At 70.2% G+C, this 25,634-nt stretch carries 23 protein-coding genes; 18 read left to right on the forward strand and 5 right to left on the reverse strand.

Translation table 11 applies throughout. From position 1 onward, the window contains the following. The first annotated feature begins 83 nt into the window (after nt 1-83). The 3 genes from cmk to der all read left to right on the forward strand — a co-directional run bounded on the left by cmk (nt 84) and on the right by der (nt 2,990). On the forward strand, nt 84-800 hold the full coding sequence (gene cmk, locus NRF20_RS34600; RefSeq protein WP_398629205.1) for a (d)CMP kinase: 717 nt from the start codon (nt 84-86) through the stop codon (nt 798-800). Continuing rightward, nucleotides 797-1,453 carry a lysophospholipid acyltransferase family protein gene (locus NRF20_RS34605; RefSeq protein ID WP_398629204.1) on the forward strand — a complete coding sequence of 219 codons (657 nt, stop codon included), beginning with the start codon at nt 797-799 and terminating at the stop codon, nt 1,451-1,453. Before cmk ends, NRF20_RS34605 begins: the two co-directional genes overlap by 4 nt. A gap of 67 nt (nt 1,454-1,520) precedes the next feature. Further along, on the forward strand, nt 1,521-2,990 hold the full coding sequence (der, locus tag NRF20_RS34610; protein ID WP_266362612.1) for a ribosome biogenesis GTPase Der: 1,470 nt from the start codon (nt 1,521-1,523) through the stop codon (nt 2,988-2,990). A 69-nt stretch (nt 2,991-3,059) separates the two neighbouring features. Here der and NRF20_RS34615 read toward each other — a convergent pair whose 3' ends face one another. After that, nucleotides 3,060-3,416, reverse strand: coding sequence for a hypothetical protein (locus NRF20_RS34615; RefSeq protein WP_266362614.1), 357 nt, complete (start codon nt 3,414-3,416; stop codon nt 3,060-3,062). 137 nt (nt 3,417-3,553) lie between these two features. Continuing rightward, nucleotides 3,554-4,369 carry a hypothetical protein gene (locus tag NRF20_RS34620; RefSeq protein ID WP_413754638.1) on the reverse strand — a complete coding sequence of 272 codons (816 nt, stop codon included), beginning with the start codon at nt 4,367-4,369 and terminating at the stop codon, nt 3,554-3,556. A 357-nt stretch (nt 4,370-4,726) separates the two neighbouring features. On the opposite strand from NRF20_RS34620, the gene NRF20_RS34625 reads away from it, so the two are divergent. The 4 genes from NRF20_RS34625 (at nt 4,727) to NRF20_RS34640 (ending at nt 8,507) form a co-directional block, all read left to right on the forward strand. Continuing rightward, nucleotides 4,727-6,010, forward strand: coding sequence for a glycosyltransferase family 4 protein (locus tag NRF20_RS34625; RefSeq protein ID WP_413753886.1), 1,284 nt, complete (start codon nt 4,727-4,729; stop codon nt 6,008-6,010). Beyond that, a complete protein-coding gene (locus NRF20_RS34630; protein ID WP_413753887.1) occupies nt 6,007-6,861 on the forward strand; it encodes a transferase in 855 nt (284 codons plus the stop codon). The genes NRF20_RS34625 and NRF20_RS34630 overlap by 4 nt, the downstream gene beginning before the upstream one ends. Nucleotides 6,862-6,918: 57 nt before the next feature. Further along, nucleotides 6,919-7,878, forward strand: a complete 960-nt coding sequence (locus NRF20_RS34635; RefSeq protein ID WP_398629200.1) for a helix-turn-helix transcriptional regulator — start codon at nt 6,919-6,921, stop codon at nt 7,876-7,878. Between the two features lie 413 nt (nt 7,879-8,291). Then, nucleotides 8,292-8,507, forward strand: a complete 216-nt coding sequence (locus tag NRF20_RS34640; RefSeq protein WP_266362624.1) for an I78 family peptidase inhibitor — start codon at nt 8,292-8,294, stop codon at nt 8,505-8,507. A 116-nt stretch (nt 8,508-8,623) separates the two neighbouring features. Here NRF20_RS34640 and NRF20_RS34645 read toward each other — a convergent pair whose 3' ends face one another. Beyond that, complete coding sequence (locus NRF20_RS34645; protein WP_398629199.1) at nt 8,624-9,658, reverse strand: phosphatase PAP2 family protein; 1,035 nt, start codon at nt 9,656-9,658, stop codon at nt 8,624-8,626. A gap of 554 nt (nt 9,659-10,212) precedes the next feature. Between NRF20_RS34645 and NRF20_RS34650 the strand changes: the two genes are divergently transcribed. Further along, a complete protein-coding gene (locus NRF20_RS34650) occupies nt 10,213-11,937 on the forward strand; it encodes an MFS transporter (protein WP_398629198.1) in 1,725 nt (574 codons plus the stop codon). 75 nt (nt 11,938-12,012) lie between these two features. Then, nucleotides 12,013-13,224, forward strand: a complete 1,212-nt coding sequence (locus tag NRF20_RS34655) for an acyl-CoA dehydrogenase family protein (protein WP_398629197.1) — start codon at nt 12,013-12,015, stop codon at nt 13,222-13,224. A gap of 22 nt (nt 13,225-13,246) precedes the next feature. Here NRF20_RS34655 and NRF20_RS34660 read toward each other — a convergent pair whose 3' ends face one another. Then, complete coding sequence (locus tag NRF20_RS34660; RefSeq protein ID WP_398629196.1) at nt 13,247-13,687, reverse strand: cell division protein SepF; 441 nt, start codon at nt 13,685-13,687, stop codon at nt 13,247-13,249. A gap of 284 nt (nt 13,688-13,971) precedes the next feature. Here NRF20_RS34660 and NRF20_RS34665 point away from each other — a divergent pair, with 284 nt between their 5' ends. Next, nucleotides 13,972-15,228: a DUF5685 family protein gene (locus tag NRF20_RS34665; protein WP_398629195.1), complete on the forward strand. Its 1,257-nt coding sequence runs from the start codon at nt 13,972-13,974 to the stop codon at nt 15,226-15,228. 66 nt (nt 15,229-15,294) lie between these two features. On the opposite strand, the gene NRF20_RS34670 is transcribed toward NRF20_RS34665, so the two are convergent. Then, on the reverse strand, nt 15,295-16,239 hold the full coding sequence (locus NRF20_RS34670; RefSeq protein WP_398629194.1) for an ABC transporter substrate-binding protein: 945 nt from the start codon (nt 16,237-16,239) through the stop codon (nt 15,295-15,297). Nucleotides 16,240-16,730: 491 nt separating this feature from the next. On the opposite strand from NRF20_RS34670, the gene NRF20_RS34675 reads away from it, so the two are divergent. Genes NRF20_RS34675 through NRF20_RS34710 form a run of 8 tightly spaced genes read left to right on the forward strand, consistent with a single transcriptional unit; the run spans nt 16,731 to nt 25,424 of the window. Beyond that, entirely contained in the window at nt 16,731-17,597 is an 867-nt protein-coding gene (locus NRF20_RS34675) for an amino acid ABC transporter permease (RefSeq protein WP_398629193.1), read from the forward strand. Then, nucleotides 17,594-19,450 carry an FAD/NAD(P)-binding protein gene (locus NRF20_RS34680; protein WP_398629192.1) on the forward strand — a complete coding sequence of 619 codons (1,857 nt, stop codon included), beginning with the start codon at nt 17,594-17,596 and terminating at the stop codon, nt 19,448-19,450. Before NRF20_RS34675 ends, NRF20_RS34680 begins: the two co-directional genes overlap by 4 nt. 59 nt (nt 19,451-19,509) lie before the next feature. Continuing rightward, nucleotides 19,510-20,409, forward strand: a complete 900-nt coding sequence (locus tag NRF20_RS34685) for an amino acid ABC transporter permease (protein WP_398629191.1) — start codon at nt 19,510-19,512, stop codon at nt 20,407-20,409. A 38-nt stretch (nt 20,410-20,447) separates the two neighbouring features. Beyond that, nucleotides 20,448-21,200 (forward strand): amino acid ABC transporter ATP-binding protein, encoded by a 753-nt coding sequence (locus NRF20_RS34690; protein ID WP_398629243.1) that lies wholly within the window; start codon nt 20,448-20,450, stop codon nt 21,198-21,200. Nucleotides 21,201-21,244: 44 nt separating this feature from the next. Beyond that, a complete protein-coding gene (locus NRF20_RS34695) occupies nt 21,245-22,219 on the forward strand; it encodes an ABC transporter substrate-binding protein (RefSeq protein ID WP_398629190.1) in 975 nt (324 codons plus the stop codon). Between the two features lie 19 nt (nt 22,220-22,238). Further along, on the forward strand, nt 22,239-23,306 hold the full coding sequence (locus tag NRF20_RS34700) for an LLM class flavin-dependent oxidoreductase (RefSeq protein WP_398629189.1): 1,068 nt from the start codon (nt 22,239-22,241) through the stop codon (nt 23,304-23,306). A 17-nt stretch (nt 23,307-23,323) separates the two neighbouring features. Beyond that, nucleotides 23,324-24,604 carry an NtaA/DmoA family FMN-dependent monooxygenase gene (locus NRF20_RS34705; RefSeq protein WP_398629242.1) on the forward strand — a complete coding sequence of 427 codons (1,281 nt, stop codon included), beginning with the start codon at nt 23,324-23,326 and terminating at the stop codon, nt 24,602-24,604. A gap of 4 nt (nt 24,605-24,608) precedes the next feature. After that, nucleotides 24,609-25,424: a DUF1684 domain-containing protein gene (locus tag NRF20_RS34710; RefSeq protein WP_398629188.1), complete on the forward strand. Its 816-nt coding sequence runs from the start codon at nt 24,609-24,611 to the stop codon at nt 25,422-25,424. The last annotated feature ends 210 nt before the right edge of the window (nt 25,425-25,634 follow it).

A 25,634-nucleotide genomic window follows, 5' to 3' on the forward strand; every position in this document is an offset into this window, starting at 1 on the left:
GGAGAGGACCGCTCCGACACTCGGTAACCTTGTGCGGGGCGGGTTCGCGCGCCCCCGTCCCGCCCACCCCGTGTACCAGGAAGGTGTCCACCACCGTGGAAACCGCAAGCGCCGCCGCCCGGCAGGCCCCGGCCGCAGTGATCGTCGCCATCGACGGGCCCTCCGGCACCGGCAAGTCGAGCACGTCCAAGGCCGTCGCCGCCCAGCTCGGCCTGAGCTACCTGGACACCGGCGCCCAGTACCGGGCGATCACCTGGTGGATGCTGAACAACGGCATCGACGTGCAGGACGCGATGGAGGTGGCGACCGCCGCTGCCAAGCCGGTCATCGTCTCCGGCACGGACCCGGCCGCCCCGACGATCACCGTCGACGGCGAGGACGCCTCGGGGCCGATCCGCACGCAGGAGGTCACCTCCCGGGTCAGCGCGGTCAGCGCGGTCCCCGAGGTGCGTGCGCGGATCACCGAGCTGCAGCGTTCCATCGCCGCCGCCGCCGAAGGCGGCATAGTGGTCGAGGGCCGCGACATCGGCACCACGGTGCTGCCCGACGCCGACCTGAAGATCTTCCTCACCGCATCGCCGGAGGCGCGCGCCGCCCGCCGCAGCGGAGAGGTCAAGGGCTCCGATCTCGTCGCCACCAAGGAGGCGCTGATCAAGCGGGACGCGGCCGACTCCGGCCGCAAGACCTCCCCGCTGGCCAAGGCGGACGACGCCGTCGAGGTGGACACCACCGAGCTGACCCTCCCGCAGGTCATCGAGTGCGTCGTCACCCTCGTCGAGGAGAAGCGGGCCGCGAAGTGACCCAAGCCACGGGCTCGCCCACGCTGCGCGGCGCAGCGGTCGGGCGCGGGATCGGCATCGGGCTGATGTACGGGCTGTGGAAGCCCCGCGTCCTCGGTGCGTGGCGGGTTCCCGCCTCCGGACCCGTCATACTCGCGGTGAACCACTCACACAACATCGACGGTCCGATGCTGATGGGCACCGCGCCCCGGCCCGTCCACTTCCTGATCAAGAAAGAGGCGTTCGTCGGCCCCCTCGACCCGTTCCTGCGCGGAATCGGTCAGCTGAAGGTGGACCGCACGACCGCCGACCGCACCGCCATCACCCACGCCCTCGGCGTGCTGGAGAACGGCGGGGTGCTCGGGATCTTCCCAGAGGGCACCAGGGGCGAGGGCGACTTCGCCTCCCTGCGTGCCGGGCTCGCATACTTCGCGGTACGCAGCGGGGCGCCGATCGTGCCCGTGGCCGTACTGGGAAGCACCGAGCGCAGCGGACGGTTGATATCGGCACTGCCGCCGTTGCGCAGCCGGGTCGACGTCGTCTTCGGTGACGCTTTTGACGCGGGTGACGGGAGCGGGCGGCGGACGCGTAAGGCGCTGGACGAGGCGACGGTACGGATCCAGGGGCGGCTGACCGCCCACCTGGACGAGGCCGGGCGTTTCACCGGGCGCTAGGTAAGACTTGAGTAGTGGGCCGCATGGTCGTGGCCCATCGATGATGATGCAAAGAGGAACGGACTTCATGAACGACCAGATTCACTCCGACGGCTCGGACCACGAGCACGGAGCGCTTGGCGACGCCGAGTACGCGGAGTTCATGGAGCTCGCAGCGGAGGAGGGCTTCGACGCCGAAGAGGTCGAGGGCGCGATCGGCGAGGCCGGTCACGGACCGCTTCCCGTGCTGGCCGTCGTCGGCCGCCCCAATGTCGGCAAGTCGACACTGGTGAACCGGATCATCGGCCGCCGTGAAGCGGTCGTCGAGGACAAGCCCGGCGTCACCCGTGACCGTGTCACCTACGAGGCCGAGTGGGCGGGCCGCCGTTTCAAGGTCGTCGACACCGGCGGCTGGGAGCAGGACGTGCTGGGCATCGACGCCTCCGTCGCCGCCCAGGCCGAGTACGCGATCGAGGCCGCCGACGCGGTCGTCTTCGTGGTCGACTCGACCGTCGGCGCGACCGACACCGACGAAGCCGTCGTCAAGCTGCTGCGCCGGGCCGGCAAGCCCGTCGTGCTGTGCGCCAACAAGGTCGACGGACAGAGCGGCGAGGCGGACGCCACCGCGCTCTGGTCGCTGGGCCTCGGCGAGCCGCACCCGGTCTCCTCGCTGCACGGCCGCGGCACCGGCGACCTGCTCGACGCCGTACTCGAAGCACTTCCCGAGGCCCCCGCGCAGCGCTTCGGCACCGCGATCGGCGGACCGCGCCGGATCGCCCTCATCGGCCGCCCCAACGTCGGCAAGTCCTCGCTCCTGAACAAGGTGGCGAAGGAGGACCGCGTCGTCGTCAACGAGCTGGCGGGCACCACCCGTGACCCGGTCGACGAGCTGATCGAGCTCGGCGGCATCACGTGGAAGTTCATCGACACGGCCGGTATCCGCCGCCGCGTCCACCTCCAGGAGGGCGCGGACTACTACGCCTCGCTGCGCACCGCCGCCGCCGTGGAGAAGGCCGAGGTCGCCGTCGTCCTGATCGACGCCAGCGAGTCCGTCAGCGTCCAGGACCAGCGCATCATCACCATGGCCGTGGAGGCCGGGCGCGCCCTGGTGATCGCGTACAACAAGTGGGACACCCTCGACGAGGAGCGGCGCTACTACCTGGAGCGCGAGATCGAGACGGAGCTCGCGCAGATCGCGTGGGCCCCGCGGGTCAACGTCTCCGCCGTCACCGGCAGGCACATGGAGAAGCTGGTTCCGGCGATCGAGACCGCCCTCGCCGGCTGGGAGACCCGCGTCCCCACCGGCCGGCTGAACGCCTTCCTCGGTGAGATCGTCGCCTCCCACCCGCACCCCGTCCGCGGCGGCAAGCAGCCCCGCATCCTCTTCGGCACCCAGGCGGGCACCAAGCCGCCGCGCTTCGTGCTGTTCTCCTCGGGCTTCCTGGAGCACGGCTACCGGCGCTTCGTCGAGCGCCGGCTGCGTGAGGAGTTCGGCTTCGAAGGCACCCCGATCCACATCTCGGTGCGGGTCCGCGAGAAGCGCGGCCGCAACAAGTAGTACGCAAGACCCCATGGCGAAGCCCCGGACCCTTTCGCATACGAATGGGTCCGGGGCTCCGTCGTACGGTCAGGCCCCTCGCGATCCCGATCCCGGGGGCAGCGCCGCAGGCTGGGCCCGCCCGGAGTGCCGGCCCACCCGCTGCCAGGAACCGAGGCCGCCGGTGTGCGTGCTCGGGCCGCTGCCGTGTCCGGTGGCCCCGCTGGGTACGGAGAGACCGCTGGAGAGCCCCGTGGAGAGACCGGAGTGGCTGCTGAGCGGGATGCGGCTGCCGAAGGGCCCGGTGCCGAAGGCCATGAAGCCGAGATGCTCCTCGCCACTACGATCACCCGGCAGCGCCCGGAACGACCGGCGGTACTCGGAGTACAGCGCGTCGTAGATCGGTGTGTGGGACTGACCGCCCGATGGCTCCTGCGAGGGGCGCATGGCAGGGATCGGGCTCGGGCGCTGGTGGGAGGAGTCGTATGGGTGCACGTATGTGCCAACGACCCCGCTGTCCGTCGGATGCGGGCCCGGCGGAGAAATAGCTGTTCGCCGCAGGTGCGAGGAGCCGACGGCCATGATCAGGTTCCGGCCAGCGGCATTGCCGCGGCGACCAGGAGCCCGCCGGCGGCGGCCCTGTCCAGAGCGTCGCGCAGCAGGTCCTCGCGGGGCTGCTGGCCGATCGCCCCCGCCGGGGCGGCGAAGACGAGCACGGTCTGCGACTTGTTGGCCGCGGTCCGCCAGCCCTCGGTGACCTGGAGCGGCGCATGCGCCTGCCACCAGGCGACCGGGGCGCCGCCGCCGGTGCCGGGCTGGAGCACGGCGTGCAGCTGGCCCATGGCGAGCAGGATCGACCAGCCGTGCAGCACCGCGGGCATCTGGTCCATCCGGTGGACCGGGTGGAAGCCCTGCTCCAGCAGCAGCTGGAGGAATTCGTCGCCCCGGCTGCCGTCCGTGCCCGGGCGGGCGATCGCGCCGGTCGGCTCGACGACGAGGGCCGGGTGGAGCTCGTCGTCGATCAGGACGAGGCCGCTGGTGATCCCGAGGACGGCCTGTTCGGGGCTGAGCCCCTCCGGGGACTCGGGGCTGAGGCCCTCCGGGTATTCAGGGTGCTCCGCTTCGTTGCCGGTGATGCTGCGTACGGCGCCCTGCAGTTGCTCCTCGGCGACCTGGACGACCTGCGAGGGGATGCACGTCGCGTGGGCGAAGGCGAGGACAGCGGTTTCGTCACCGACGAAGAGCACCGTGCTGGTGCGTTCCTGTTCGGAGTCGCCGGGGGTGCGGCAGGAGGTGCAGTCGTAACTGCCTGGGGTGTTGTCGCCGACGAGCAGCCGGTCGGCTTCGGCGTCGCCGATCTCGGCGCGTACGTCCTCGCTGACGTCGAGCATGCGCGGCACGGGTGGCTCCTCGAACTCGGTGCGTGCGCCGGGCGGTTCCCGGCTCATGCAGAAGACAACGGGCGATCTGCGGCCGGGGTCACGCGAGAAAGGGAACGTAATCGAACCATCCGGCGCAGAGGGTGAATCTCAGGATTCGAGAGGCCGGTTGCGACCTGTTTCTCCTGATCGGTCATACGGCGATGTGGTCGACTCGGCCATGGACCGGTTCACCGATACATCGACAAATCAGGAAAACGGGTGAGCATGAGAGTGGCTGAAACTGGTCGATGCCCGGAGTGAACCACCGGCCCCTCTGCGCCGTCATGGCAAGTGCTGTCCCCCACCGATCAGCCGAACCAGGAGATATGGCGTTTCATGCACATTTCTTTCCTGCTCCACAACGCCTACGGGGTCGGGGGCACGATCCGTACGACGTTCAATCTCGCCGGGGCGCTGGCCGGGCACCACGACATCGAGATCGTGTCGGTCTTCCGGCACCGCGACGTCCCCGCGCTGGACGCCCCCGAAGGCGTGCGCATGAGCCATCTCGTCGACCTGCGGAAGAAGAGCCCCTCCTACGACGGCGACGCGGCCGAACACGCCCGTCCGGCAACCGTGTTCCCGCGCGGTGACAGCAGGTACCGCCAGTACAGCAGGCTGACCGACGCGCGGGTGGCGGACCATCTGCGTTCCCTGGACGCGGATGTCGTGGTCGGAACCCGGCCGGGGCTCAATGTGCAGATCAGCAGGCAGGCCCGGCGCGGTCCGGTCCGGATCGGGCAGGAGCACCTCACCCTCGACAGCCACAGCTACCGGCTGCGCCGCGAGATCGGGCATCGCTACGCCCTGCTCGACGCGGTCACCACCGTCACCGAGGCCGACGCCCGCGCCTACCGGACCGGGCTCAAGCTGCCCGGCGTACGGATCGAGGCCATTCCCAACAGCGTGCCCGAGCCGGGGATCGCGCCCGCCGACGGCGACAGCAAGTGGGTGATCGCCGCAGGCCGGCTGCACAAGATCAAGCGGTACGACCTGCTCGTCAGGGCGTTCGCCGACGTGGTCGCCGTCCGTCCGGACTGGCGGCTGCGCATCTACGGCGGCGGCGACGCGACCGGGAACGAGCGCCAGACGCTGCTCGCACTCATCGGTGAACTCGGCCTGCACAACCATGTGTTCCTGATGGGGCCGGTCAACCCGCTGGAGGCCGAGTGGCCCAAGGGGGCGATCGCCGCAGTCACTTCGGACCGCGAGTCCTTCGGCATGACCATCGTCGAGGCGATGCGCTGCGGCCTGCCGGTCGTGGCCACCGACTGCCCGCACGGCCCCCGCGAGATCATCGAGGACGGCACCGACGGACGGCTGGTGCCGGTCGGTGACACGGCGGCGGTGGCGGACGCCCTGCTCGGTCTGATCGGCGACGACGAAGCGCGGCACCGTTCGGGTCGCGCCGCGCTGGCCGCGTCGCAGCGCTTCGACCCGTCACGGATCGCCGAACGTCATGAGCGGCTCTTCACCGAACTCGCCTCCCGAGCCCCGCGCGACCGTTCGCACGGCGCTCTGCGCACCACACTGCACCGAGCCCGCGGCACCGTGCTGGACGGGGCGTACGCCCTGCGCTACAAGGCCGCCGATGTCATCCGCAAGGGGAAGCCCGCATGACCGTCTCCGCAGAGCGACAGACGCCACGAGCCGACTGCACCGCAGGCCCCGACGGCGGGATCACCTTCGAGCTCGACCTCCGTCGCCGCGAGGCCGGGGAGACGCCCGAACTGATTCTGCGGCTGCGCGGGGCCAAAGGCGCGGGTGGCGACGGCGACACCGTACGGCTGCCCCTGAGCCCGCTCGGTGGGGGACGGCTGCGAGCGGTGCTGCCGGGCACCGTGGCGCCTGCCGAAGGCCGCTGGGACGTCTATGTGCGTGAGCCGGGCGCGGACGACGACGGAGCGGAGGCCGTCGAGCCCGGAATCAGGGATGTGCGGCTCCTCATGGACCGCACACCGGAGACCGGGCGGATCGCGGTACGTATCCCGTACCCGACCGTCGACGGCCGGCTCGCCGTGCGCTGCTGGGTCCGCTCGCCGCACGCCGAGGCCGGGCCGGTCACCTTCGACGGGGGCGGGATGACCGTCGAGGGCACGCTGTACGGGACCCGCCTCGGCGACGGCGCCCGCGTCGAGGCGCGACTGGCCGGCGCCCCCGACCGGGTCTGCCGGGTGCCGGTGGCCGGGAAGGAAGGCACGTTCTCCTTCACGCTTCCGCTCGACCGGCTGGGCACCGGGCCGGTCACCGAGCAGCAGCTGTGGACGCTCTGGCTGCTCCCCGGGACGGGCGCCGGGGAGCCGGCCGACGGCGTACGGATCTCCCGCATCCTCGATGACGTCTGGGACCGCAAGAACAGCTTCGTCTACCCGGGCCGCAGCGCAGGGGAGGGCGTCCGCGCCATCCCCTGCTACTCGGCCGACAACGATCTCTGCGTACGGCTCGTACCGGATCCGGCGCAGGCCCGGTAGACCGTCGGCAGCCGGTTGCGGACGCAGGCTGTCCGCAACCCCTGGCAGACTCGCCCCATGTTGGAGACCTCGGCACGACTGCTGCGCCTGCTCTCTCTGCTCCAGGCGCACCGGGACTGGTCGGGCGCCGATCTCGCCGAACGGCTCGGGGTCACCCCGCGGACCGTCCGCCGTGACGTCGACAAGCTGCGCGAACTGGGCTACCCGGTCAATGCCAGCCCCGGTACCGGCGGCGGATACCAGCTCGGCGCCGGTGCCCAGCTGCCGCCGCTGCTCCTCGACGACGAGGAGGCCGTCGCCGTCGCCGTCGGGCTGCGCACTGCGGCGGGCAATGGCGTCGAGGGCATCGGCGAGACCTCTGTACGCGCCCTGGCCAAGCTCGAACAAGTGCTGCCGAACCGGCTCCGGCGCCGGGTGAACGCGCTGAACACCTTCACCGTGCCGCTGCTCCGTGGACCCGGCGCGTCCACCGCCGATCCGGGTGTCCTCACCGAACTGGCCGGAGCCTGCCGGGACAGCGAGCGGCTGTGCTTCGAGTACCGGGACCACTCCGGCTCCGTATCGCGCCGGACCGTCGAACCGCACCGGCTGGTGTGCACCGAGCGCCGCTGGTATCTCGTCGCCTGGGACCTGGACCGCGCGGACTGGCGCACGTTCCGCGCGGACCGGATCACGCCCACGCCGCCGCACGGCCCGAGATTCGTCCCCCGCGACGCACCGGCCGAGGATCTGGCCGCCTATGTCGCAAAGGGAATCTCGACCACCGTGTACGCGACGCACGCGGTGATCCGGCTGAAGGTGGGGATCGAGCGCGCGGCCGAACGGATCTCGCCGTCCTCAGGGGTGCTGGAGGCGGAAGGAGCCGACAGCTGCCTGCTGCGCGCCGGGGCGGCGAGTCTCGATGTGCTGGTCATCCACGTCATGCTGCTGGGGATCGACTTCGAGGTCGTCGAACCGCCGGAGCTCAATGACGCGATCAGGGCGGCCAGGGACCGGCTGTCCCGGGCCCTGGACTGAGCGCTTCCACCGGCGCGCCCATACAAGGACGGTTCGGGTTGTCCGCTATACGGGCGGCAGCGGGCGGCTGCCCAGGCCCGTGGTACGGATTTTGTGACCAAAAGATAAGGCTGCCATAAGGAAGCGTGAATTCCCGGTGGCATGCTCATTTACGCAGGCTATTCAACCCGGGAATTCCGGCTGTTCGATACGGAATATTCTGCTTTGTTTTCGGGCCTTTCGTGTGATCGTTTCCCGGCCTGTGTGATTACTGTGTGTCCGGTCGCGGGCCGCGTGCTCGGGTGGCGTGATTCGAGCGGCACGCGTGTCGTGATCCTGTGACACAAGCGTGACCGCCGAGGGACGCGAGGATGCCGTGCGGTGGTCGGCGCCCCGGCTTCCGTCGTGGTCCGCGGCCGCCTACGGTGAGAGGTATGGCACCCATACCGACCCCTTCCGCCCAGCCGGACGACACACCCGGTGCGTACGTCGGCCTCCTCGTCGACGCGGCCGAGCAGCGGGCCCGCAGGCATGGCTGGAGCACCGTCAGATCCCTGCCGCCGGGCGCGATCATCACCATGGAGTTCCGGAGCGGACGGATCAACTTCGAGGTCGCCGATGCCGTCGTCACCCGCTGCTGGGTGGGCTGAGGCTCCCTGCGTCCCGGGCTCCGGGCCCGGACATGAGTGAAGGCCCCGACCGAAGTCGGGGCCTTCACCGTGCGGGGGAGCGGCTGTGCGTACCGGCCCCGCTGCTCCTGGGGTGTTCAGCCGCCGGGCATCGGGCGGGCGGGGGTGGTGCCGCCGCGCGGCGTACGGTCCCCGTGCGGCGGGCGGCGGCTGCCGGCCGGGGTGACCGGAGTCCGCTCCGAGCGCACCAGATGCGACGGGGGCGCCGGGTGAGCACGCGAGCGGGCGCCCGTGACCGTGCCCGTTGCGGTCGCCGTGTGTCCTCCCGCGGCGACCGGCTCCAGCACCGGGCTCTCCGTCACGGCGTCGCCACCGTCCGGTTGCGGGAGCGGTACGGTCCGGGGTCCTCCGGCCGCGACGGGCACGGAAGGAACGGGACGGCCGCGTCCCCGCAGGGTCTCGCGCTGGGCGAAGATCCAGGCCTCGGCCCGGGTGATCAGCGGCTCGACCCAGGGCAGGCCCAGCAGGATCAGCAGCCCCGCGGCCCAGCCCAGCAGTACATCGCTGAGCCAGTGCGTGCCGAGGTAGACGGTGGTGAGTCCGACGCCGAGCGAGACGATCGCCGATGTGGCCGACAGGTAGCGCCTGGCCCGCGGGGTGGTCGCCAGATAGGCGAGGATGCCCCAGGTGACGACCGCGTTGGCGGTGTGGCCCGACGGAAATATATCGCCGCCGGCGAAGAGCTCCGCGGAGCCGATCTGGGTCGCGTAGTGCGGACCGAGCCGCCCCAGGCCGATCTTGACCGCGCCGACCGTCATATTGAGCAGCAGCAGTGCGGCGGCGAGCGTCAGCAGGGGCCGCAGCGTGTGCTGCCGCCAGGAGCGCCAGCCGAGCCAGCAGGCGACCATGGTGGCGGTGGGGCCGCGCTGGCCGAGCACGATGTAGTAGTCGAGGAAGGCATGGATTTCCGGCCACTGTTGATACGGCCGGAAGAGCATGACCTTCCAGTCCAGAGTCACCAGCCAGGAAGAGACCAGCACGGCAACGACGATGGCGAGATAGAACGCCAACGTCCCGCAGAAGAGAGCGATGCGGTGACGGCTCATCCGCGGTGGCTCTATCTTCGGCGGCTCCGGCTCCCGGTCCAGGCGGGCAAAGATGTCGGTACGCACCCAATCGACGTTACAGCGAGTTAGCGCGCGAACAGGTCGATCCGGTCTCTTTGTGATGACGATGTGATGTGGACTATGTCTCAGCCGGGCCTTAATTCCTGACCCGAAGAAGCATATCGACGGGTCTCTGCATTATTGATTTCGCACTCATTTCGGAAGGGTGTTTGGGTGCGGACAGAAAAGCGCAAGGGTGCCGGTATGAATTTCTCCGGCCTCTTGGTGGGGTGAAACGGGCGGTGTCCGTCCGGTTACCGAACGCGTTCGGCGCGGGCCCGGCATGTGCCCCGGGAGTCATGCCGAGTACCTTCTGTGCCGGGCGCGAAAGCCGTCCGCGCGGGTTCGTGCAGGTCCGAGCGGGTCCCGGGCGGCGGCTCGGCGTGGCGTACGCCACACTCCGCGGCCCATCGAGGTATGAGGTGGACCACGTGTGAGTGCTCCGAACTCGCGTACGCTGACGGATCACTCGCCCATCGATGCCGGGCCCCGAGGGACAGCGAACCGCTGCATCCCCGGCTGGCCTGCCGAGCGCGAGGGACCTTTTGGGAGGTACATGCATGTCCGGGACGACCACAGCCCGAATCCGGCTGCGCTCAGCCGCCGACGGTGCCAATCGATGGGTCGTCCTCGTCGTCCTCTGCCTCAGTCTGCTGCTCGTCGCGCTCGATTCGACCGTGCTCCATGTCGCCGTCCCCGCCGTCACCGAGGACCTGCGGCCCAGTGCAGTCGGTCTGCTCTGGATCGTGGACGCCTATCCACTGGTCTGCGCCTCGTTGCTGATCCTCTTCGGCACCCTCGGCGACCGCGTCGGCAGGCGCCGCATTCTGCTGCTCGGCTATGCCCTCTTCGGCGTCGCCTCCGCGATCGCCGCGATGGCCGACAGCCCCGGCGTACTGATACTGGCGCGTGCCCTGCTCGGCGTCGGCGGCGCGATGATCATGCCGGCGACGCTGTCGATCCTCCGGCAGGTCTTCCCCGACCGGCGCGAACGGGCCGTGGCAATCGGCGTCTGGACCGCGGTCGCCGCCGTCGGCGCCGCCACCGGACCCGTCATAGGCGGCTTCCTCGTCGAGCACTTCTGGTGGGGCTCGGTCTTTCTGATCAACATCCCGCTGATGGCGCTGATCCTGCCGGTCGGCCGCCTGCTGCTCCCCGAATCGCGCGGCAGCAATGACGGCCCGTGGGATGTGCTGGGCGCGCTGATGGCCGCGGCCGGAGTGCTCGGCGTGGTCCTGGGGGTGAAGCGGGCGGGCACCGGTGAGGGGCTGCTGAGCCTGGCCACACTGGCCCCGCTGCTGATCGGGGCCGTACTGGTCATAGTCTTCGTGCGCCGTCAGAAGCGCCGTACGCATCCGCTGATCGACATCGGGATGTTCGCCAGGCCCGCCTTCTCGACCGCGGTGGGCTGCATCATCCTCGCCATGCTGGCTCTGGTCGGGCTGGAACTGATAGCCGTGCAGTACCTCCAGCTCGTCCTGGGTCTGAGCCCGCTTCAGACCGGTCTGCGGCTGCTGCCGCTCACCTTCGCGGCCATGGCCGCGGGCGCCACCGGCTCGTACACTCTGCGCCGCATCGGGCCGCGCCGGATGGTCGGCTGGGGCTTCGTGCTCACGGCAGCCTCGGTACTGGTCCTGACCGCGATGGGGCAGCACGACCGGCCCGGCCTGCTGACCGCGGCCTTCGTCGCACTGGGCTTCGGGCTTCAGTCCACGCTCTTCGGGGCGTACGAATCCATGCTCAGCGAGGCCCCCGCCGACCGGGCGGGCGGCGCGGCGGCGATCGGCGAGACCTCCTACCAACTGGGCGCGGGCATGGGGATCGCCCTGCTCGGCAGCGTCATGAACGCCGCCTATGCCCCCGGACTCGCGAAGCTTCCCGAAGAGGGCGTCCCCGCCGGGGACAGTGCGGCCGCCTCCCACTCGCTGGGCGAGGCATACCAGGTGGCGGACCGGCTGGGCGGTCCGCTGGGCGAGGTGCTGCGCTCCACGGCCCGCCACGCCTTCATCACCGGACTGCATGTCACGCTGCTGGTCAGCGCGGCCCTGCTGCTGGTCGGAGCGCTCGCCGCGCTGCGGCTGCCGCGGGTGATGGAGTGCCCGTCACCGGGTGTCCGTGAACCCCACGAGGCCGAGGATGCCCATGAGTCCCCGGGGCAGAGCGAGGCACCGGGATCCCACGGTCCGCACGAGGCGCCCGCCGCGGGCCGTACGCAGCGGCCGCGCCCGCCGGCCACCCGGCGCCGACCCGCCGAGGCGACCGGCTCTGGACGGGCGGGACACTGAGCCGTAACGTCGGTGCGACACCCTAACTAACACTGCTAGTTTTTTAGTATCGTGCGAGCCGCCGGAGGCACCCTCATGTCCACCTCTGAGTCCTCGAAGCTCCCGCCCTTCGACCCCGCCGACCCGATCGGCATCGACGATCTGCTCAGTGCCGAGGACCTCGCCATCCGCGACACGGTCCGCGACTGGGCCACCGACCGTGTCCTGCCGCACATCGCCGAGTGGTACGAGAACGGCGAGCTGCCCGGCATCCGTGAGCTGGCCCGCGAGCTCGGTTCGCTCGGTGCCCTCGGCATGTCCCTGCAGGGGTACGGCTGCGCGGGCGCCACCGCCGTCCAGTACGGACTGGCCTGCCTGGAACTCGAAGCGGCTGACTCGGGAATCCGCTCCCTGGTCTCCGTACAGGGGTCGCTCGCCATGTACGCCATCCACCGCTTCGGCTCCGAGGAGCAGCGGCAGCAGTGGCTGCCGGGCATGGCGGCCGGCGAGATCATCGGCTGCTTCGGCCTCACCGAGCCGGACCACGGCTCCGACCCGGCCGGGATGCGGACGTACGCCAAGCGCGACGGCGAGGACTGGGTGCTCACCGGCCGCAAGATGTGGATCACCAACGGCTCGGTCGCCGGGGTCGCCGTCGTCTGGGCGCAGACCGACCAGGGTGGCGCGGCCGGCGGAATCCGCGGATTCGTCGTGCCGACCGACACCCCGGGCTTCTCGGCGCCCGAGATCAGGCACAAGTGGTCCCTGCGCGCCTCGGTCACCAGTGAGCTGGTCCTCGACGAGGTACGGCTGCCGGCCGATGCCGTACTCCCCGGGGCCACCGGTCTCCGCGGCCCGCTCAGCTGCCTCAGCCATGCCCGCTACGGCATCGTCTGGGGAGCCATGGGTGCGGCGCGTGCCAGTTTCGAGTCGGCCCTCGACTATGCGAGGACCCGGGAGCAGTTCGGCCGGCCGATCGGTGGCTTCCAGCTCACCCAGGCCAAGCTCGCGGACATGGCCGTGGAACTGCACAAGGGCATCCTGCTCGCCCACCATCTGGGCGGGCGGATGGACGCGGGCAGGCTCCGTCCGGAACAGGTCAGTTTCGGAAAGCTCAACAATGTGCGGGAGGCGATCGAGATCTGCCGTACCTCGCGCACGATCCTCGGCGCCAACGGGATCTCTCTGGAGTACCCCGTGATGCGCCATGCGACGAACCTGGAGTCGGTGCTCACCTACGAAGGAACCGTGGAGATGCACCAGCTGGTGCTGGGCAAGGCGCTCACCGGCCTCGACGCGTTCCGGTAGACCGGTCCGGCGAGCGCCCTGCTCAGCTCTGGTTGAAGAAGCCGTCGGCCGGCCGGCCGACGGCTTCGCCGTTGACCACCTGAGTGTCGGCCGGGGTCAGCAGGAAGACCCGGGTGGCCACGCGCTCGATCGAGCCGCGCAGTCCGAAGGTCAGCCCCGCCGCGAAGTCCACGACGCGCTTGGCGTCGGTGGGGTCCATGGTCGTGAGGTTGACGATCACCGGGACGCCGTCCCGGAAGAGCTCTCCGATCGCTCGCGCGTCCCGGAAGCTGTCCGGGGTGACGGTGGCGATCCGGCGGCCCGTCTCCTCGGCCGCCTCGGAGGCCACCTGCACCCGGGGGTCGGTCACCCAGGCCTGACCGGTCCCGGTCTGTGCACCCTCGGCATACTCGTCGTCGTAGTACCGCTCGTCGTTGTCCTCTACGAGGCCCAGCCAGGCACTCGCCTTGCGCACCGATCCCATGGACGCCTCCTCTCACCGCGGTTCCGTGGTGTTCCGCATCTCTTTCGTATCCCTATGGTCGTCCATGATGCGGATCGTGCGCCAAGTGGATAGTCGGCGCGCAGGGGATTCGTGACGGTACTGGTGCAGAAGATGTGGCGATTCGTCAAGGTTCCTCCTGCATCAGGGGCCTGAAAGAAAGAAAATACGATGTGCCGGGCCGTACGGGTGACATGGGGGACGTACGGGTGAACGGGGCCCTCGATACGATGCACGTCGCGCTTGCGCACGAGCGCGGCGCACAGATGAACGACTCTCGGGGGATCGTCGTGTTCGGAATCGTCAGGCCCTGTGCCCACCGCTTGTCCGAGGGGCTCAGGACCGAGTGGATGGCCCATCTCTGCGGGCTCTGTCTGGCACTCCGTTCCGACCACGGGCAATTCGCCCGGATCGTCACGAACTATGACGGCCTGATCGTCTCGGTTCTGACGGAGGCTCAGGCCGAGCGCACCACCGGATGGCGACGCACCGCGGGACCCTGCCCGCTGCGCGCCATGCGGACCGCTCCGGTCGCCCGCGGTGAGGGAGCCAGGCTGGCCGCCGCCGTCTCCCTGGTGCTGGCATCGGCCAAGGTGCGGGACCACGTCGCCGACGGGGACGGCCTGTTGAAGCGCCGCCCGGTCGCCGCCGCAGCGCGCCGGGTCGCCGCGGGCTGGGACCGGGCCGGCGCGCGCACCGGCGCACAGCTCGGCTTCGACACGGCGCTGCTCGTCGATGCCGTCGACCGGCAGACCGGCATCGAACTGCTCGCCGGGCCCGGTACCCCGCTGCTCCTGGTCACCGAGCCCACCGAGACCGCCACCGCAGCGGCTTTCGCCCACACCGCGATACTCGCGGGCAAGCCGCAGAACGCGGAGCCGCTGGCAGAGGCGGGCCGCCTCTTCGGACGCCTGGCGCATCTGCTGGATGCCGTGGAGGACCAGGAAGCCGACGCTGCGTCGGGTGCCTGGAACCCGCTCGCCGCGACCGGCACCACGCGGACCGAGGCCCGGCGGCTCTGCGACGACGCGCTGCGCGGTGTGCGGCTGGCGCTGCGCGACGCGGAGTTCACCGACGACAAGCTGGCCCATGTGCTGCTGGTGCACGAACTGCGGCAGTCGGTGGACCGGGCGTTCGGCACCACGGCATGTTCGCACCGGGCAGGCGGCCCGGCCCCGGACGGAGCTGTCCCTCCGTCAGGTGTGCGGCAGACCGGGTCCTTCGGGCCGTCGCCCGGCAATCCGTACGCGCCGAGCCCCGGCAGCCCCGTCGGCCCGCCGCAGCCCCCGCCCGAGCCCCCGCGCGACCGGCGTGGTCTGATCGCGGGCTGCCTGGTGTGGGCGGGGTTGGCCTGCACCTGCCAGATGTGCTGCGGCACCTTCAACGACCCGTGGAGCCATCAGCGCCGCGAGGGACTGTGCAATCAGTGCGACTGCTGCGATGCCTGTGACTGCTGCAGCAACTGCGGGGACTGCTGCGAATCCTGCGACTGCTGCGACTGCGGGTGCGACTGCAGCTGCTGAGGCGGGGAGCCCGGCGCGGGCCGGGCGGGACCGGGACCGCGCGGACACCGCCCGGCGCGGACCGGATCACTTGATCTCGGGCGGTGAGATCTGCGAGGTCTTGATCGCCGACGCGCTGATGCCCCACTTCTTCAGGATCTTGTCGTAGGTGCCGTCCGCCTTGAGGCCGTTCACCGCGGCCCGGAAGGCGGGCGCCAGCGGGGTGCCCTTCTTGAAGGCGAAGCCGACGTCGAGGCGCTTGAACTCATTGAGGAAGCGCACCCCCTCCTGCTGCTCCACCGCGTAACGCAGCCCGTTGATGGTCGACATCACTACATCGCTGCGGCCCTGCTGGAGCGAGCCCCAGATCGCGCCCTGGTCGCTGTAGGTCTTCACCTCGTACGGCTTCTTGCCCGTGTCGGAGCACAGGTGCCTGTTCTCCTCCAGCGTCACCTCGAAGGTGGTACCCGCGCCGGTGCCCACGGTCAGGCCGCAGAGCTGGGTGAGATCGGTGACCCTCTTCAGCTTGCTGTCGTCGCGGACCGCGAAGCCCTGGCCGTCATTGATGTACGTGACGAAGTCGATCGTCCTGCGGCGCTCCTCGGTCACCCCGAAGTTCCCGGTACCCACGTCGTACTTCCCGCTGCCCAGCGCCGGCAGGATCGCCTCGAAGGAGGCCACCTCGCGCTTCGGCTTCAGCCCGAGCTTCCTGGCCACCGCGTCCGCGATGTCGATGTCCGTACCGGCCACCGTCCTGCCGTCCTCGAGGTAGGTGGCGCCGGGCGGATTGCCGATGCTGGAGGCGATGGTGAAGGTGCCGGAGGCACGGACACCGGCGGGCAGCAGCTTCGCCGCGGCCTCGTCCTTGTGCACCGACGACACGACATCCGTCGTCGGGATCCTTCCCTTGGCGGCCGCGGTCCCGGCGGCGCCGGCCGGTGCGGCCGCCGGATCGCCGGACCCGCACGCGGTGAGGGCGAGAGCGGCGACGGTGATCAGCGCGAAGGCAGCGGAGTGCCGGGTTCGGGGCATGAGGTGTGGTTCTCCTGGTTCGTCGGCCGTGAACAGCCGCGAAAGCGCGGCAGCATGGCAGCGCGCAGCGACACCACGGTCGTGGCGAAGGAAATCGGCGGAGCGGGAAACGGCGGAGCGAGGGGAGGGCGGAGCGGTGTTGTGTACGTGAAGGCACGCAGGGAACAGTGCTCAGGCGCCGCACACGGCGCGAGGCAAAGACGCGAGGAGACGCAGGGGGTCAGCTCAACAGGAGGAGGACCACACGCGACCGAAGTCGATGTGGGAGCGCTTGACCAGCCACTGCTGCGAATGCATGGCCCAAGTGGAACAGGCATCCAGTGGTCCGTCAACTGAACTGAGACGTACGACTCACAGTGTGGACAAGCTTGACAGCACGCAGTGAACAGCGCTTACCTCGGAAGCGGATCGGTGCTGAGGGGCCCGGTCCACGTTGTGTTTCTGCTGAAGGCACGCCCCGTGTTCGATCTCTGCATCCACGGAGCCTTCGCATGTCCGCGCAGACAGATACCCGCCCTCCGCCTCCCCCCGCCCCGCTCACGAAGAGCAATGATGCCGACCGGCTCCGGATCGTCCCGGTACGCCGGACAGGGCAGTGGGCGGCGGCCGTTGCCGCCCTGGCGCTCCTCGCCCTGGCGCTGAACTCCGTCATCCGCAACGAAGCCTTCCAATGGGATGTCGTCGCCGACTACTTCACCACCACCGCAGTCCTGCGCGGCCTCGGCCTCACCCTCTGGCTCACGGCACTGGTCATGGTGCTCGGCTTCGCCCTCGGCACGCTGCTCGCCGTCCTCAGACTCTCCGGCAACCGCGTTCTGCAAGCGGTCAGTTGGGGATATGTCTGGCTCTTCAGATCCACCCCGATCCTGGTCCAGCTGCTGTTCTGGTTCAACATCGGCGCGCTCTACCCGGAGATCCTCGGCGTCCGTACAGTGAACCTTCTCGGCCCCGTCACGGTCGCCGTCATCGGGCTCACCCTGCACGAGGCCGCGTACGCCGCCGAAGTCGTCCGCGGCGGCATCCTCTCCGTCGAACGCGGACAGATCGAGGCCGCCCAGTCGCTCGGCCTCGGACCCTGGCGCCGGCTCCGCCGGATCGTGCTGCCGCAGGCGATGCGCTCCATCGTCCCGCCCGCCGGGAACATGCTGATCGGCACCCTCAAGGGCACCTCCATCGTCAGCATCATCGCCGTGCAGGACCTGCTGTACTCGGTGCAGCTCGTGTACCACCGCACCTACCAGGTCATCCCGCTGCTGCTGGTCGCCACCATCTGGTACGCCGTCGTCACCTCGCTGCTCGGCATCGGCCAGCACTACATCGAGCGGCACTACGCGCGCGGCACGGCAGGTGCCCGATGAGCCGGTCACCGACGCTCGTCGTCATCGGCGCCGGGCCACGCGGCACCGGCCTCATCGAGCGCATCACCGCCAACGCCCCCGGCTTGTACGAGGGCCGCCCGCTGGACATCCATCTCGTCGACCCGTACCCGCCGGGCGGCGGACGGATCTGGCGGCGCGACCAGTCGCCGCTGCTCTGGATGAACTCCATGGCCGAGGACGTCACGATGTTCACCGACGAAACGGTCCAGCAGGAAGGGCCGATACGCCCGGGGCCCGCGCTCCATACCTGGGCGGCGGACATCCGGGACGGACGTCTCGCGCTCCCGGACGAGGCCGGAATCGAGCCCGAACTCCTCGCCGAGATAAAGGCGTTGGAGGGAAGCGACTTCCCGAGCAGACGACTGCAGAGCGTCTATCTGCGCTGGGTGTACGAGCAGGCGGTGGCCGCACTCCCGAAGGGCATCACGGTCCACTGGCACAGCGGCAGGGCCGTGCGCGTCACCGGGCCGCGCGAAGGCCGTCAGCGCGTCTGGCTGGAGGGGCGCGACAAGCCGATCCCCGCCGATCTCGTCGCCGTCACCATCGGCCACCTCGACGCCGAACCGGAGCCGGAGCAAGTCGAGTTGGCGGACTTCGCGGACCGGCACGGACTCGTCCACCTGCCGCCCGACTTCACCGCGGACACCGATCTGACCGGCCTGCCCGCGGGCGAACCGGTCATAGTCCGGGGCTTCGGACTCGCCTTCGTCGATCTGATGGTGCTGCTCACCGAGGGCCGCGGCGGACGGTACGAGAACGGTGAGTACGTGCCGTCCGGCAGGGAACCCGTGCTCCACATCGGATCGCGCCGGGGTGTCCCGTACCACTCCAAGATCGGCTACGCCTGGCAGGGCGAACGGCCGCCGCTGCCGTGCTTCCTCGGCCCCGACCGGACCGAGGCGCTGCTGAAGACGGACGAGCCGGTCGACTTCCGGCGCGATGTGTGGCCACATGTCGACAAGGAGCTCGGCTACGCCCACTACCACCGGCTCTTCACCGCCCACCCCGAGCGCACGACGGGCGACTGGCCCGATTTCGAGGCGAAGTACGCCGCCGCGGACCCGGCCGGCCCCGAGCTGCACGCCCTCGTATCGGCCGCCGTCCCCGACCCCGCCGACCGGCTCGACCTGGAAGCGCTCGACCACCCCCTGGACGGGGTGCGCTACCCCTCGTACGACGCACTGCAGGAGGGGCTGCGGGGCTACATCGCCGCCGACCTGGAACGCCGCCACGACCCCGCCCACAGCCCGGACCTCGCCGTCTTCCTCGGACTGCTGTCCGCCTACGGGCAGTTGATCCGGCTCGGTGACATCGGCGGCTGGTGGCACGGCTTCTTCAGCTATCTCGCCTCCGGCCCGCCGGGCCCCCGGCTGCACCAGCTCCTCGCGCTCTCCCGGGCCGGTGTCGTCCGCTTCCTCGGCGCCGGAATGACCGTCGAGGCCGATGAACACCATGGCGTCTTCCGGGCCGGCAGCGCCACCGTGCCCGGGCAGCGGATCGAGGCCCGCGCCCTGGTCGAGGCCCGGCTGCCGGACCCCTCGCTGGAACGCACCCGCAGCCCACTGCTCCAGGAGCTGTACGAGGACGGGGCCGCCGCCACCGACACCGGACTGCTTTCGGTCGACCCCGACAACGGCCGGATCCTGGGCCGCGACGGCCGTCCGCACCCGCGCCGCTTCGCGCTCGGCCCGTTCACCACCGCGCGCGCCGGCGGAGCGTTCACCCGGCCGCGCACCGGCGGCCCGGCCTTCCGGCAGAACGACGCCACCGCGCGCACGGCGCTCACCTTCCTCCGGGACCTCGCCTGTAGCGACGGCCCCCTCGGCGCCTGACCCCGGCTCCGCGCAAAGCCCCACCCCACCCCCGTACACCTGCAGTTCGAGGACCCCTCATGTCGCTCATCAGCGATCCACCCATCGGCAAGGCGACAGGACCACATGTCGTCGCGTCCACCGCCGCCGACCACGACGCGCTCACCGTCGTCCCCGTACGCCACCCCTGGCGCTGGGTCGCCGTCGCCGCGACCACCGTCGTACTCGCCCAGTTCCTGCACGGCCTGCTCACCAATCCCGGCTGGGAGTGGGACGTCTTCGTCCAGTTCTTCACCGCCGAGACCGTCCTCAAGGCCGTCTGGGTCACCCTCCAGCTGACCTTCTACGGCACGGTCCTCGGTTTCGCGCTGGGCATCGTCCTCGCCTTCATGCGGCTGTCGGCCAGCCCGTTCCTCAGCGCGGTCGCCTACGCGTACATCTGGGCGTTCCGCTCCATCCCGCTCATCGTCCAGCTGCTCTTCTGGTTCAACCTCGCCTATCTCTACAAGGAGTTGCAGTTCGGCATCCCGTTCGGGCCCGGCTTCTTCTCCTTCGACACGATGCACCTGGTCGGCGCGATGAGCGCGGCCGTCCTAGGACTGGCGCTGCACCAGGCCGCCTATGCGGCGGAGATCGTCCGCGGCGGTGTACTGGCGGTGGACGGCGGCCAGTTGGAGGCCGCCGCCGCGCTCGGGATTCCCCGGCACCGGCAGCTGCGGCGGATCGTGCTCCCGCAGGCGATGCGCTCCATCCTGCCGACCGCCGCCAACGAGATCATCTCGCTCTTCAAGGGCACCTCGATCGTCTCCGTGATGGCGATCGGCGAACTCTTCTACCAGGTCCAGGTCGTCTACGGACGCAACGGCAGGGTCGTGCCCCTGCTGATGGTCGCGACGGTCTGGTACATCCTCCTGACCACCGTGCTCTCCGTCCTCCAGCACTACGTCGAACGTCACTACGCCAAGGGGGCCGCGCGATGAGCAGCACCACCACCGACACCACCGGATCCACGGACGCCATGGTCGAGATCCGCTCCGTCCACAAGCGCTTCGGCAGCCTCGAAGTGCTGCGCGGCATCGACCTGTCCGTGCGTACCGGAGAGGTGGCCGTCGTCCTCGGCCCTTCCGGCTCCGGCAAGTCCACACTCCTGCGCACCATCAACCACCTGGAGAAGGTCGACAACGGCTGGATCAGCGTCGACGGCACCCTCGTCGGCTACCGCAGGGACGGAAACAAGCTGTACGAGCTCCGTGAGCGCGAGGTCCTGCGACAGCGCACCCGGATCGGCTTCGTCTTCCAGAACTTCAATCTCTTCCCGCACCTCACCGTGCTGGAGAACATCATCGAGGCCCCGGTCGCCGCCCTCGGCCGCCCGAAGAAGGACGCCGTCGCCGCAGCGGAGAAGCTCCTCGCCCGGGTCGGGCTCGCCGACAAGGCGAGGGCGTACCCCAAGCAGCTCTCCGGCGGGCAGCAGCAGCGGGTCGCCATCGCCCGCGCGCTGGCCCTCGAACCGAAGCTGCTGCTCTTCGACGAGCCGACCTCGGCGCTCGACCCCGAGCTGGTCGGCGAAGTCCTCGACGTCATCAAGGACTTGGCGCTCCAGGGCACCACGATGATCGTCGTCACGCACGAGATCGGTTTCGCCCGCGAGGTCGCCGACACCGTCGTCTTCATGGACGAGGGACGGATCGTCGAGCAGGGCGCCCCCGGCGACGTACTCGACCGTCCGGAGCACGAGCGCACCCGCGCCTTCCTCTCCAAGGTTCTGTGACCCCACCCATGTTCCCTCCAGTGTTCTTTTCAAGGAGTACGCACGTGTCCGTCCGCCGCACCCTTTCCGCCGCACTCGCCACCCTCACCGCCGCAGGACTGCTCACGGCCTGCGGTGCCGGTGACGCCGCCACCAGTGAGGTGAAGCCGAAGGGGCAGCAGGGCACCGGTATCAATATCGGTCCCGACCAGCACCGGATCAGAGGCACGAAGGTCGATGCCATCGCGGCGAAGGTGCCCGAGGCCGTCCGCAAGCGGGGCACGCTGCGGCTGGGCGCGAGCGCCGATGCCTCGCCACCGCTGGGCTTCTACGCGACCGACGACAAGACCCGGATCGGCTCGGAGACCGACATGGCGACCCTGATCGCCGACACGCTCGGTCTGAAGCCGCAGTTCGAGCAGGTCTCCTGGGAGAACCTCTTCATCGGTCTCGACAGTTCCAAGTTCGACGGAGTGCTTTCGAACGTCACCGTCACCGAGGAGCGCAAGGAGAAGTACGACTTCGCGACCTACCGGCTCGACAACATCGCCTTCGAGGCCAGGAAGGGCTCCGGCTGGAAGGTGAAGGAGCCGAAGGACGTGGCGGGGAGGACGATCGCCGTCTCGTCCGGGACCAACCAGGAGAAGATCCTCGTCGACTGGAGCGAGCAGAACGTCAAGGCCGGGCGCAAGCCGGTGGACATCAAGTACTTCCAGAAGGACACCGACTACTACCTGGCCCTCCAGTCCGGCCGTATCGACGCCTACCTCGGCCCCAGCCCGTCCGCCAACTACCACGTCGCATCGGCCGGCCAGTCCGAGATCGTCGGCACGCTGTCGGGTGCGGGCGACGGGCTCCAGGGCAAGATCGCCGCCACCACGAAGAAGGGCAGCGGTCTGGTCGAGGCGTATGCGGCCGCCATCGACCACGTCGTGCAGGACGGTTCGTACGCCAAGGTGCTGAAGCGCTGGGGGCTCTTTGACGAGGCTGTCGCGAAGTCCGAGATCAACCCGCCCGGCCTGCCCAAGCCCAAGAACTGAGCCCCGAGAGGTAACACCCATGCCTTCGACCGCACCTCTTCACCTGGCCGCCGAGATCGGTGGTCCGCCCCACTACGCCCCCGAGCACTACATCGGCCTCGCCCGGCTCGCCGAGCGCGGCGCCCTGGACTTCGTCACCCTCGGCGACTCGTTCGCCAGGCCCGGCCTCGACGCACTCGCCGTGCTCTCCCGGGTCGCGCCCGCCACCGACCGGATCGGTCTGGTGCCGACCGTCACCACCACCCACACGGAGCCGTTCCATGTGTCGTCCGCCGTGGCCACCCTGGACTGGGTGAGCCGCGGCCGGGCGGGCTGGAATATCGATGTGTCGACGACCGAGGCCGAGGCCAGGCTGTTCGGCCGGCGTCCGGCTGCGCCCGCCGACGATCTGTGGCGCGAGGCCGGTGAAGCCGCCGACGTGAGCGCCCGGCTCTGGGACAGCTGGGAGGACGACGCCGAGATCCGGGACGTCGCCACGGGACGCTTCATCGACCGCGACAAGCTGCACCACGTCGACTTCGAGGGCGCCTCCTTCACGGTCCGCGGCCCGGCCATCGTGCCCCGGCCCCCGCAGGGACACCCGGTCACCGTCGTCGACGCAGCGGGCGGCCCGGCCCGCGAGACCGCGGCCCGCCACGCCGATGTCGTCCTCGTCCGTGCCATCGCCCCCGAACAGGCCGCCGCGATCCGCACCGATCTGCGCCGGCGCGCCGCGGCGTACGGACGCGACCCCGACACCCTCCGGGTCCTGGTCGCGTTCACCGTCGACCTCGGCGACGCCGAAACCGCCCCGGAACCGGGACTGGAGAGCGGGCCCCCGCTCGCCGCCGGTGGCTCCTACTACCGGGGCGGACCCGTCGACCTCGCCGAACTGATCAACCAGTGGCACCGCGGGGGAGCGGCGGACGGCTTCCACCTCACGCCCATCACCCCCGGGCGTGACCTCGAACGGATCGTCAACGGCACCGTGGCCCTGCTCCAGCACCGCAGCCAATTCCGCACCTTCCACCCCGGCGGCACCCTGCGCGAGCACCTGGGGCTGGCCCGCCCCGCCAACCGGTACGCCCTCGAAGGGGGACGAGCATGAGCACCGCATCGAGGCAGATGCATCTCGCCGCCCACTTTCCGGGTGTGAACAACACGACCGTCTGGGCGGACCCCCGTTCCAGGAGCCAGATCGACTTCTCCTCCTTCGAACACCTCGCCCGCACGGCGGAACGCGGCAAGTTCGACTTCTTCTTCCTCGCCGAAGGGCTGCGGCTGCGCGAGCACAACGGGCGGATCCACGACCTGGACGTGGTCGGCCGCCCCGAATCCCTCACTGTGCTGGCCGCGCTGGCGTCCGTCACGGACCGGCTGGGCCTCGCCGCCACCGTCAACACCACCTTCAACGAGCCGTACGAACTGGCCCGCCGCCTCGCCACTCTCGACCACCTCAGCGACGGCCGGGCCGCCTGGAACGTCGTCACCTCCTCGGACGCCTTCACCGGAGAGAACTTCCGGCGCGGCGGCTATCTCGACCGGGCCGATCGGTACGCCCGGGCCGCCGAGTTCGTCGCCACCGCCCGCGAACTGTGGGACACCTGGACACCCGACGGCACCCCGCGCCCCTTCACGCACCAGGGGCAGCACTTCGGCATCGAGGGCGAATTCACCGTCCCGCGCTCCCCGCAGGGCCATCCGATCGTCATCCAGGCCGGGGACTCCCCGGAGGGCCGCGAGTTCGCCGCGTCCGCCGCCGATGTCATCTTCACCCGGCACGGCACCCTGGAGGCCGGCCGTACCTTCTACGCCGACGTCAAGGCGCGGCTGGCCAAGTACGGCCGGGAAGCCGACGAGCTGAAGATCATGCCCGGGGTCACCTTCGTACTCGGCGACAGCGATGCCGAGGCCCAGGAGAGGGCGGCCGAGATCCGCCTCCAGCAATTCTCCCCGCAGAACGCGCTCCTGGCCCTGGAACAGATCTGGGGCCGTGACCTCTCCTCGTACGACCCCGACGGACCGCTTCCCGAGATCGACCCGGACCCCGAGTCCTCGCTGGTCCAGGGCCGGGTCAAGCACGGCGACCCCCTCGCCGTCGCGGCGCGCCGGCGTGCGCTGTCGAAGGAGAAGGGGCTGTCCATCCGGCAGACCGTCATCGAGACGACCGGCCGGCAGTCCTTCATCGGCAGCCCGCAGACGGTCGCGGCGCAGCTGACGGAGTTCGTCGACGCCGATGCCGCCGACGGATTCATTCTCGTACCGCATCTCACCCCGGGCGGCCTGGACGACTTCGTCGACCGGGTCGTCCCGCTCCTCCAGGAGCGCGGTGCATTCCGCTCCGAGTACACGGGTCCCACACTGCGGTCGCATCTCGGGCTCTCCGAGCCGGTATGGAAGGGTTGATCGCATGAGCACGGACGCACAGCAGCCGCACGATTCCGGGCAGGCGGCACAGGACTGGAAGCACTGGCACGAGGAGCGCACCGCCACGGTTGCCGCACCGTACGGACCGCTCTCCCTCACCGGCACCCACTGGCTCTCCGATTACCCGGAGGGTCACATTCCAGGGGTGCCCGGACAGTGGCGGGAGGACGGCGAGGAGCTGGTGCTCAGCGCCGCCGCCGCTGACGGTCTGACCGTCGACGGCAAGCCCTTCACCGGCCGGGTCCGCCTCACCGCCGACCGCGGCCCGATCGGCGAGTCCCGCGTCGCACACGGCGAGCGGCGGCTCGTCGTGCTGAGCCGCGAAGGGCTCTGGGCGGTGCGGGACTTCGACCCGGACTCCGTGGCGCGGCGCGCCTTCGGGGGCATCGAGGCCACCTCGTACGACGCCCGTTGGGCGCTGCCGGGCACCTTCCGCCCGTACGAGAGCGCCCGTACGGTCCGGGTCGAGAACGCCGACGGAGTCGAGCGCGGCCTCGGACTCGCCGGCGAGATCGCCTTCGAGGCCGACGGCACGGAGCACACCCTGCAGGTCGCGGTCGAGCCCGATGGCTCGCTCTGGGCGGTCTTCGCAGATGCCACCAGCGGAAACAGCAGCTATCGCTTCCGGTTCCTGCGGCCCGCGGCCCCGTCCGAGGACGGCAGCGTGACGGTCGACCTCAACCGTGCGCTGCTGCCGCCCTGCGCCTTCGCGGACCACTTCATCTGTCCCTTCCCGCCGCCCGGCAACACCCTTCCCATCGCCGTCGAGGCGGGGGAGCGGAACCGCGTCGACGGCTGACGCACCGCCATATCCCCTCGGGACGACGTCCCCGGCAGCCCATGTGCTGCCGGGGACGCCTGTGCGGCCCGCCAAGTTCAGGCCAGAAGGCCCTCTTGCGCCAGAAGTTGACGCCTTGAATACTCCCGGACAGCGCTTGTCAGGAACACGGCATTCCGCGCTATGGGCATGCCGTGCGAACGACTGCGCCTCACGGGTCCGGCCACCCCA

The organism is Streptomyces sp. R-74717, from assembly GCF_047305335.1.
Lineage (GTDB): Bacteria > Actinomycetota > Actinomycetes > Streptomycetales > Streptomycetaceae > Streptomyces > Streptomyces atratus.

Excerpts from the sequence above, each read along its gene's own strand:
- der (WP_266362612.1), top strand. The coding sequence starts at position 1,521 with ATGAACGACCAGATTCACTCCGACGGCTCGGACCACGAGCACGGAGCG.
- NRF20_RS34615 (WP_266362614.1), bottom strand. The coding sequence starts at position 3,416 with ATGCGCCCCTCGCAGGAGCCATCGGGCGGTCAGTCCCACACACCGATC.
- NRF20_RS34625 (WP_413753886.1), top strand. The coding sequence starts at position 4,727 with ATGCACATTTCTTTCCTGCTCCACAACGCCTACGGGGTCGGGGGCACG.
- NRF20_RS34630 (WP_413753887.1), top strand. The coding sequence starts at position 6,007 with ATGACCGTCTCCGCAGAGCGACAGACGCCACGAGCCGACTGCACCGCA.
- NRF20_RS34635 (WP_398629200.1), top strand. The coding sequence starts at position 6,919 with ATGTTGGAGACCTCGGCACGACTGCTGCGCCTGCTCTCTCTGCTCCAG.
- NRF20_RS34640 (WP_266362624.1), top strand. The coding sequence starts at position 8,292 with ATGGCACCCATACCGACCCCTTCCGCCCAGCCGGACGACACACCCGGT.
- NRF20_RS34650 (WP_398629198.1), top strand. The coding sequence starts at position 10,213 with ATGTCCGGGACGACCACAGCCCGAATCCGGCTGCGCTCAGCCGCCGAC.
- NRF20_RS34655 (WP_398629197.1), top strand. The coding sequence starts at position 12,013 with ATGTCCACCTCTGAGTCCTCGAAGCTCCCGCCCTTCGACCCCGCCGAC.
- NRF20_RS34660 (WP_398629196.1), bottom strand. The coding sequence starts at position 13,687 with ATGGGATCGGTGCGCAAGGCGAGTGCCTGGCTGGGCCTCGTAGAGGAC.
- NRF20_RS34665 (WP_398629195.1), top strand. The coding sequence starts at position 13,972 with ATGAACGACTCTCGGGGGATCGTCGTGTTCGGAATCGTCAGGCCCTGT.
- NRF20_RS34670 (WP_398629194.1), bottom strand. The coding sequence starts at position 16,239 with ATGCCCCGAACCCGGCACTCCGCTGCCTTCGCGCTGATCACCGTCGCC.
- NRF20_RS34675 (WP_398629193.1), top strand. The coding sequence starts at position 16,731 with ATGTCCGCGCAGACAGATACCCGCCCTCCGCCTCCCCCCGCCCCGCTC.
- NRF20_RS34680 (WP_398629192.1), top strand. The coding sequence starts at position 17,594 with ATGAGCCGGTCACCGACGCTCGTCGTCATCGGCGCCGGGCCACGCGGC.
- NRF20_RS34685 (WP_398629191.1), top strand. The coding sequence starts at position 19,510 with ATGTCGCTCATCAGCGATCCACCCATCGGCAAGGCGACAGGACCACAT.
- NRF20_RS34690 (WP_398629243.1), top strand. The coding sequence starts at position 20,448 with ATGGTCGAGATCCGCTCCGTCCACAAGCGCTTCGGCAGCCTCGAAGTG.
- NRF20_RS34700 (WP_398629189.1), top strand. The coding sequence starts at position 22,239 with ATGCCTTCGACCGCACCTCTTCACCTGGCCGCCGAGATCGGTGGTCCG.
- NRF20_RS34705 (WP_398629242.1), top strand. The coding sequence starts at position 23,324 with ATGCATCTCGCCGCCCACTTTCCGGGTGTGAACAACACGACCGTCTGG.
- NRF20_RS34710 (WP_398629188.1), top strand. The coding sequence starts at position 24,609 with ATGAGCACGGACGCACAGCAGCCGCACGATTCCGGGCAGGCGGCACAG.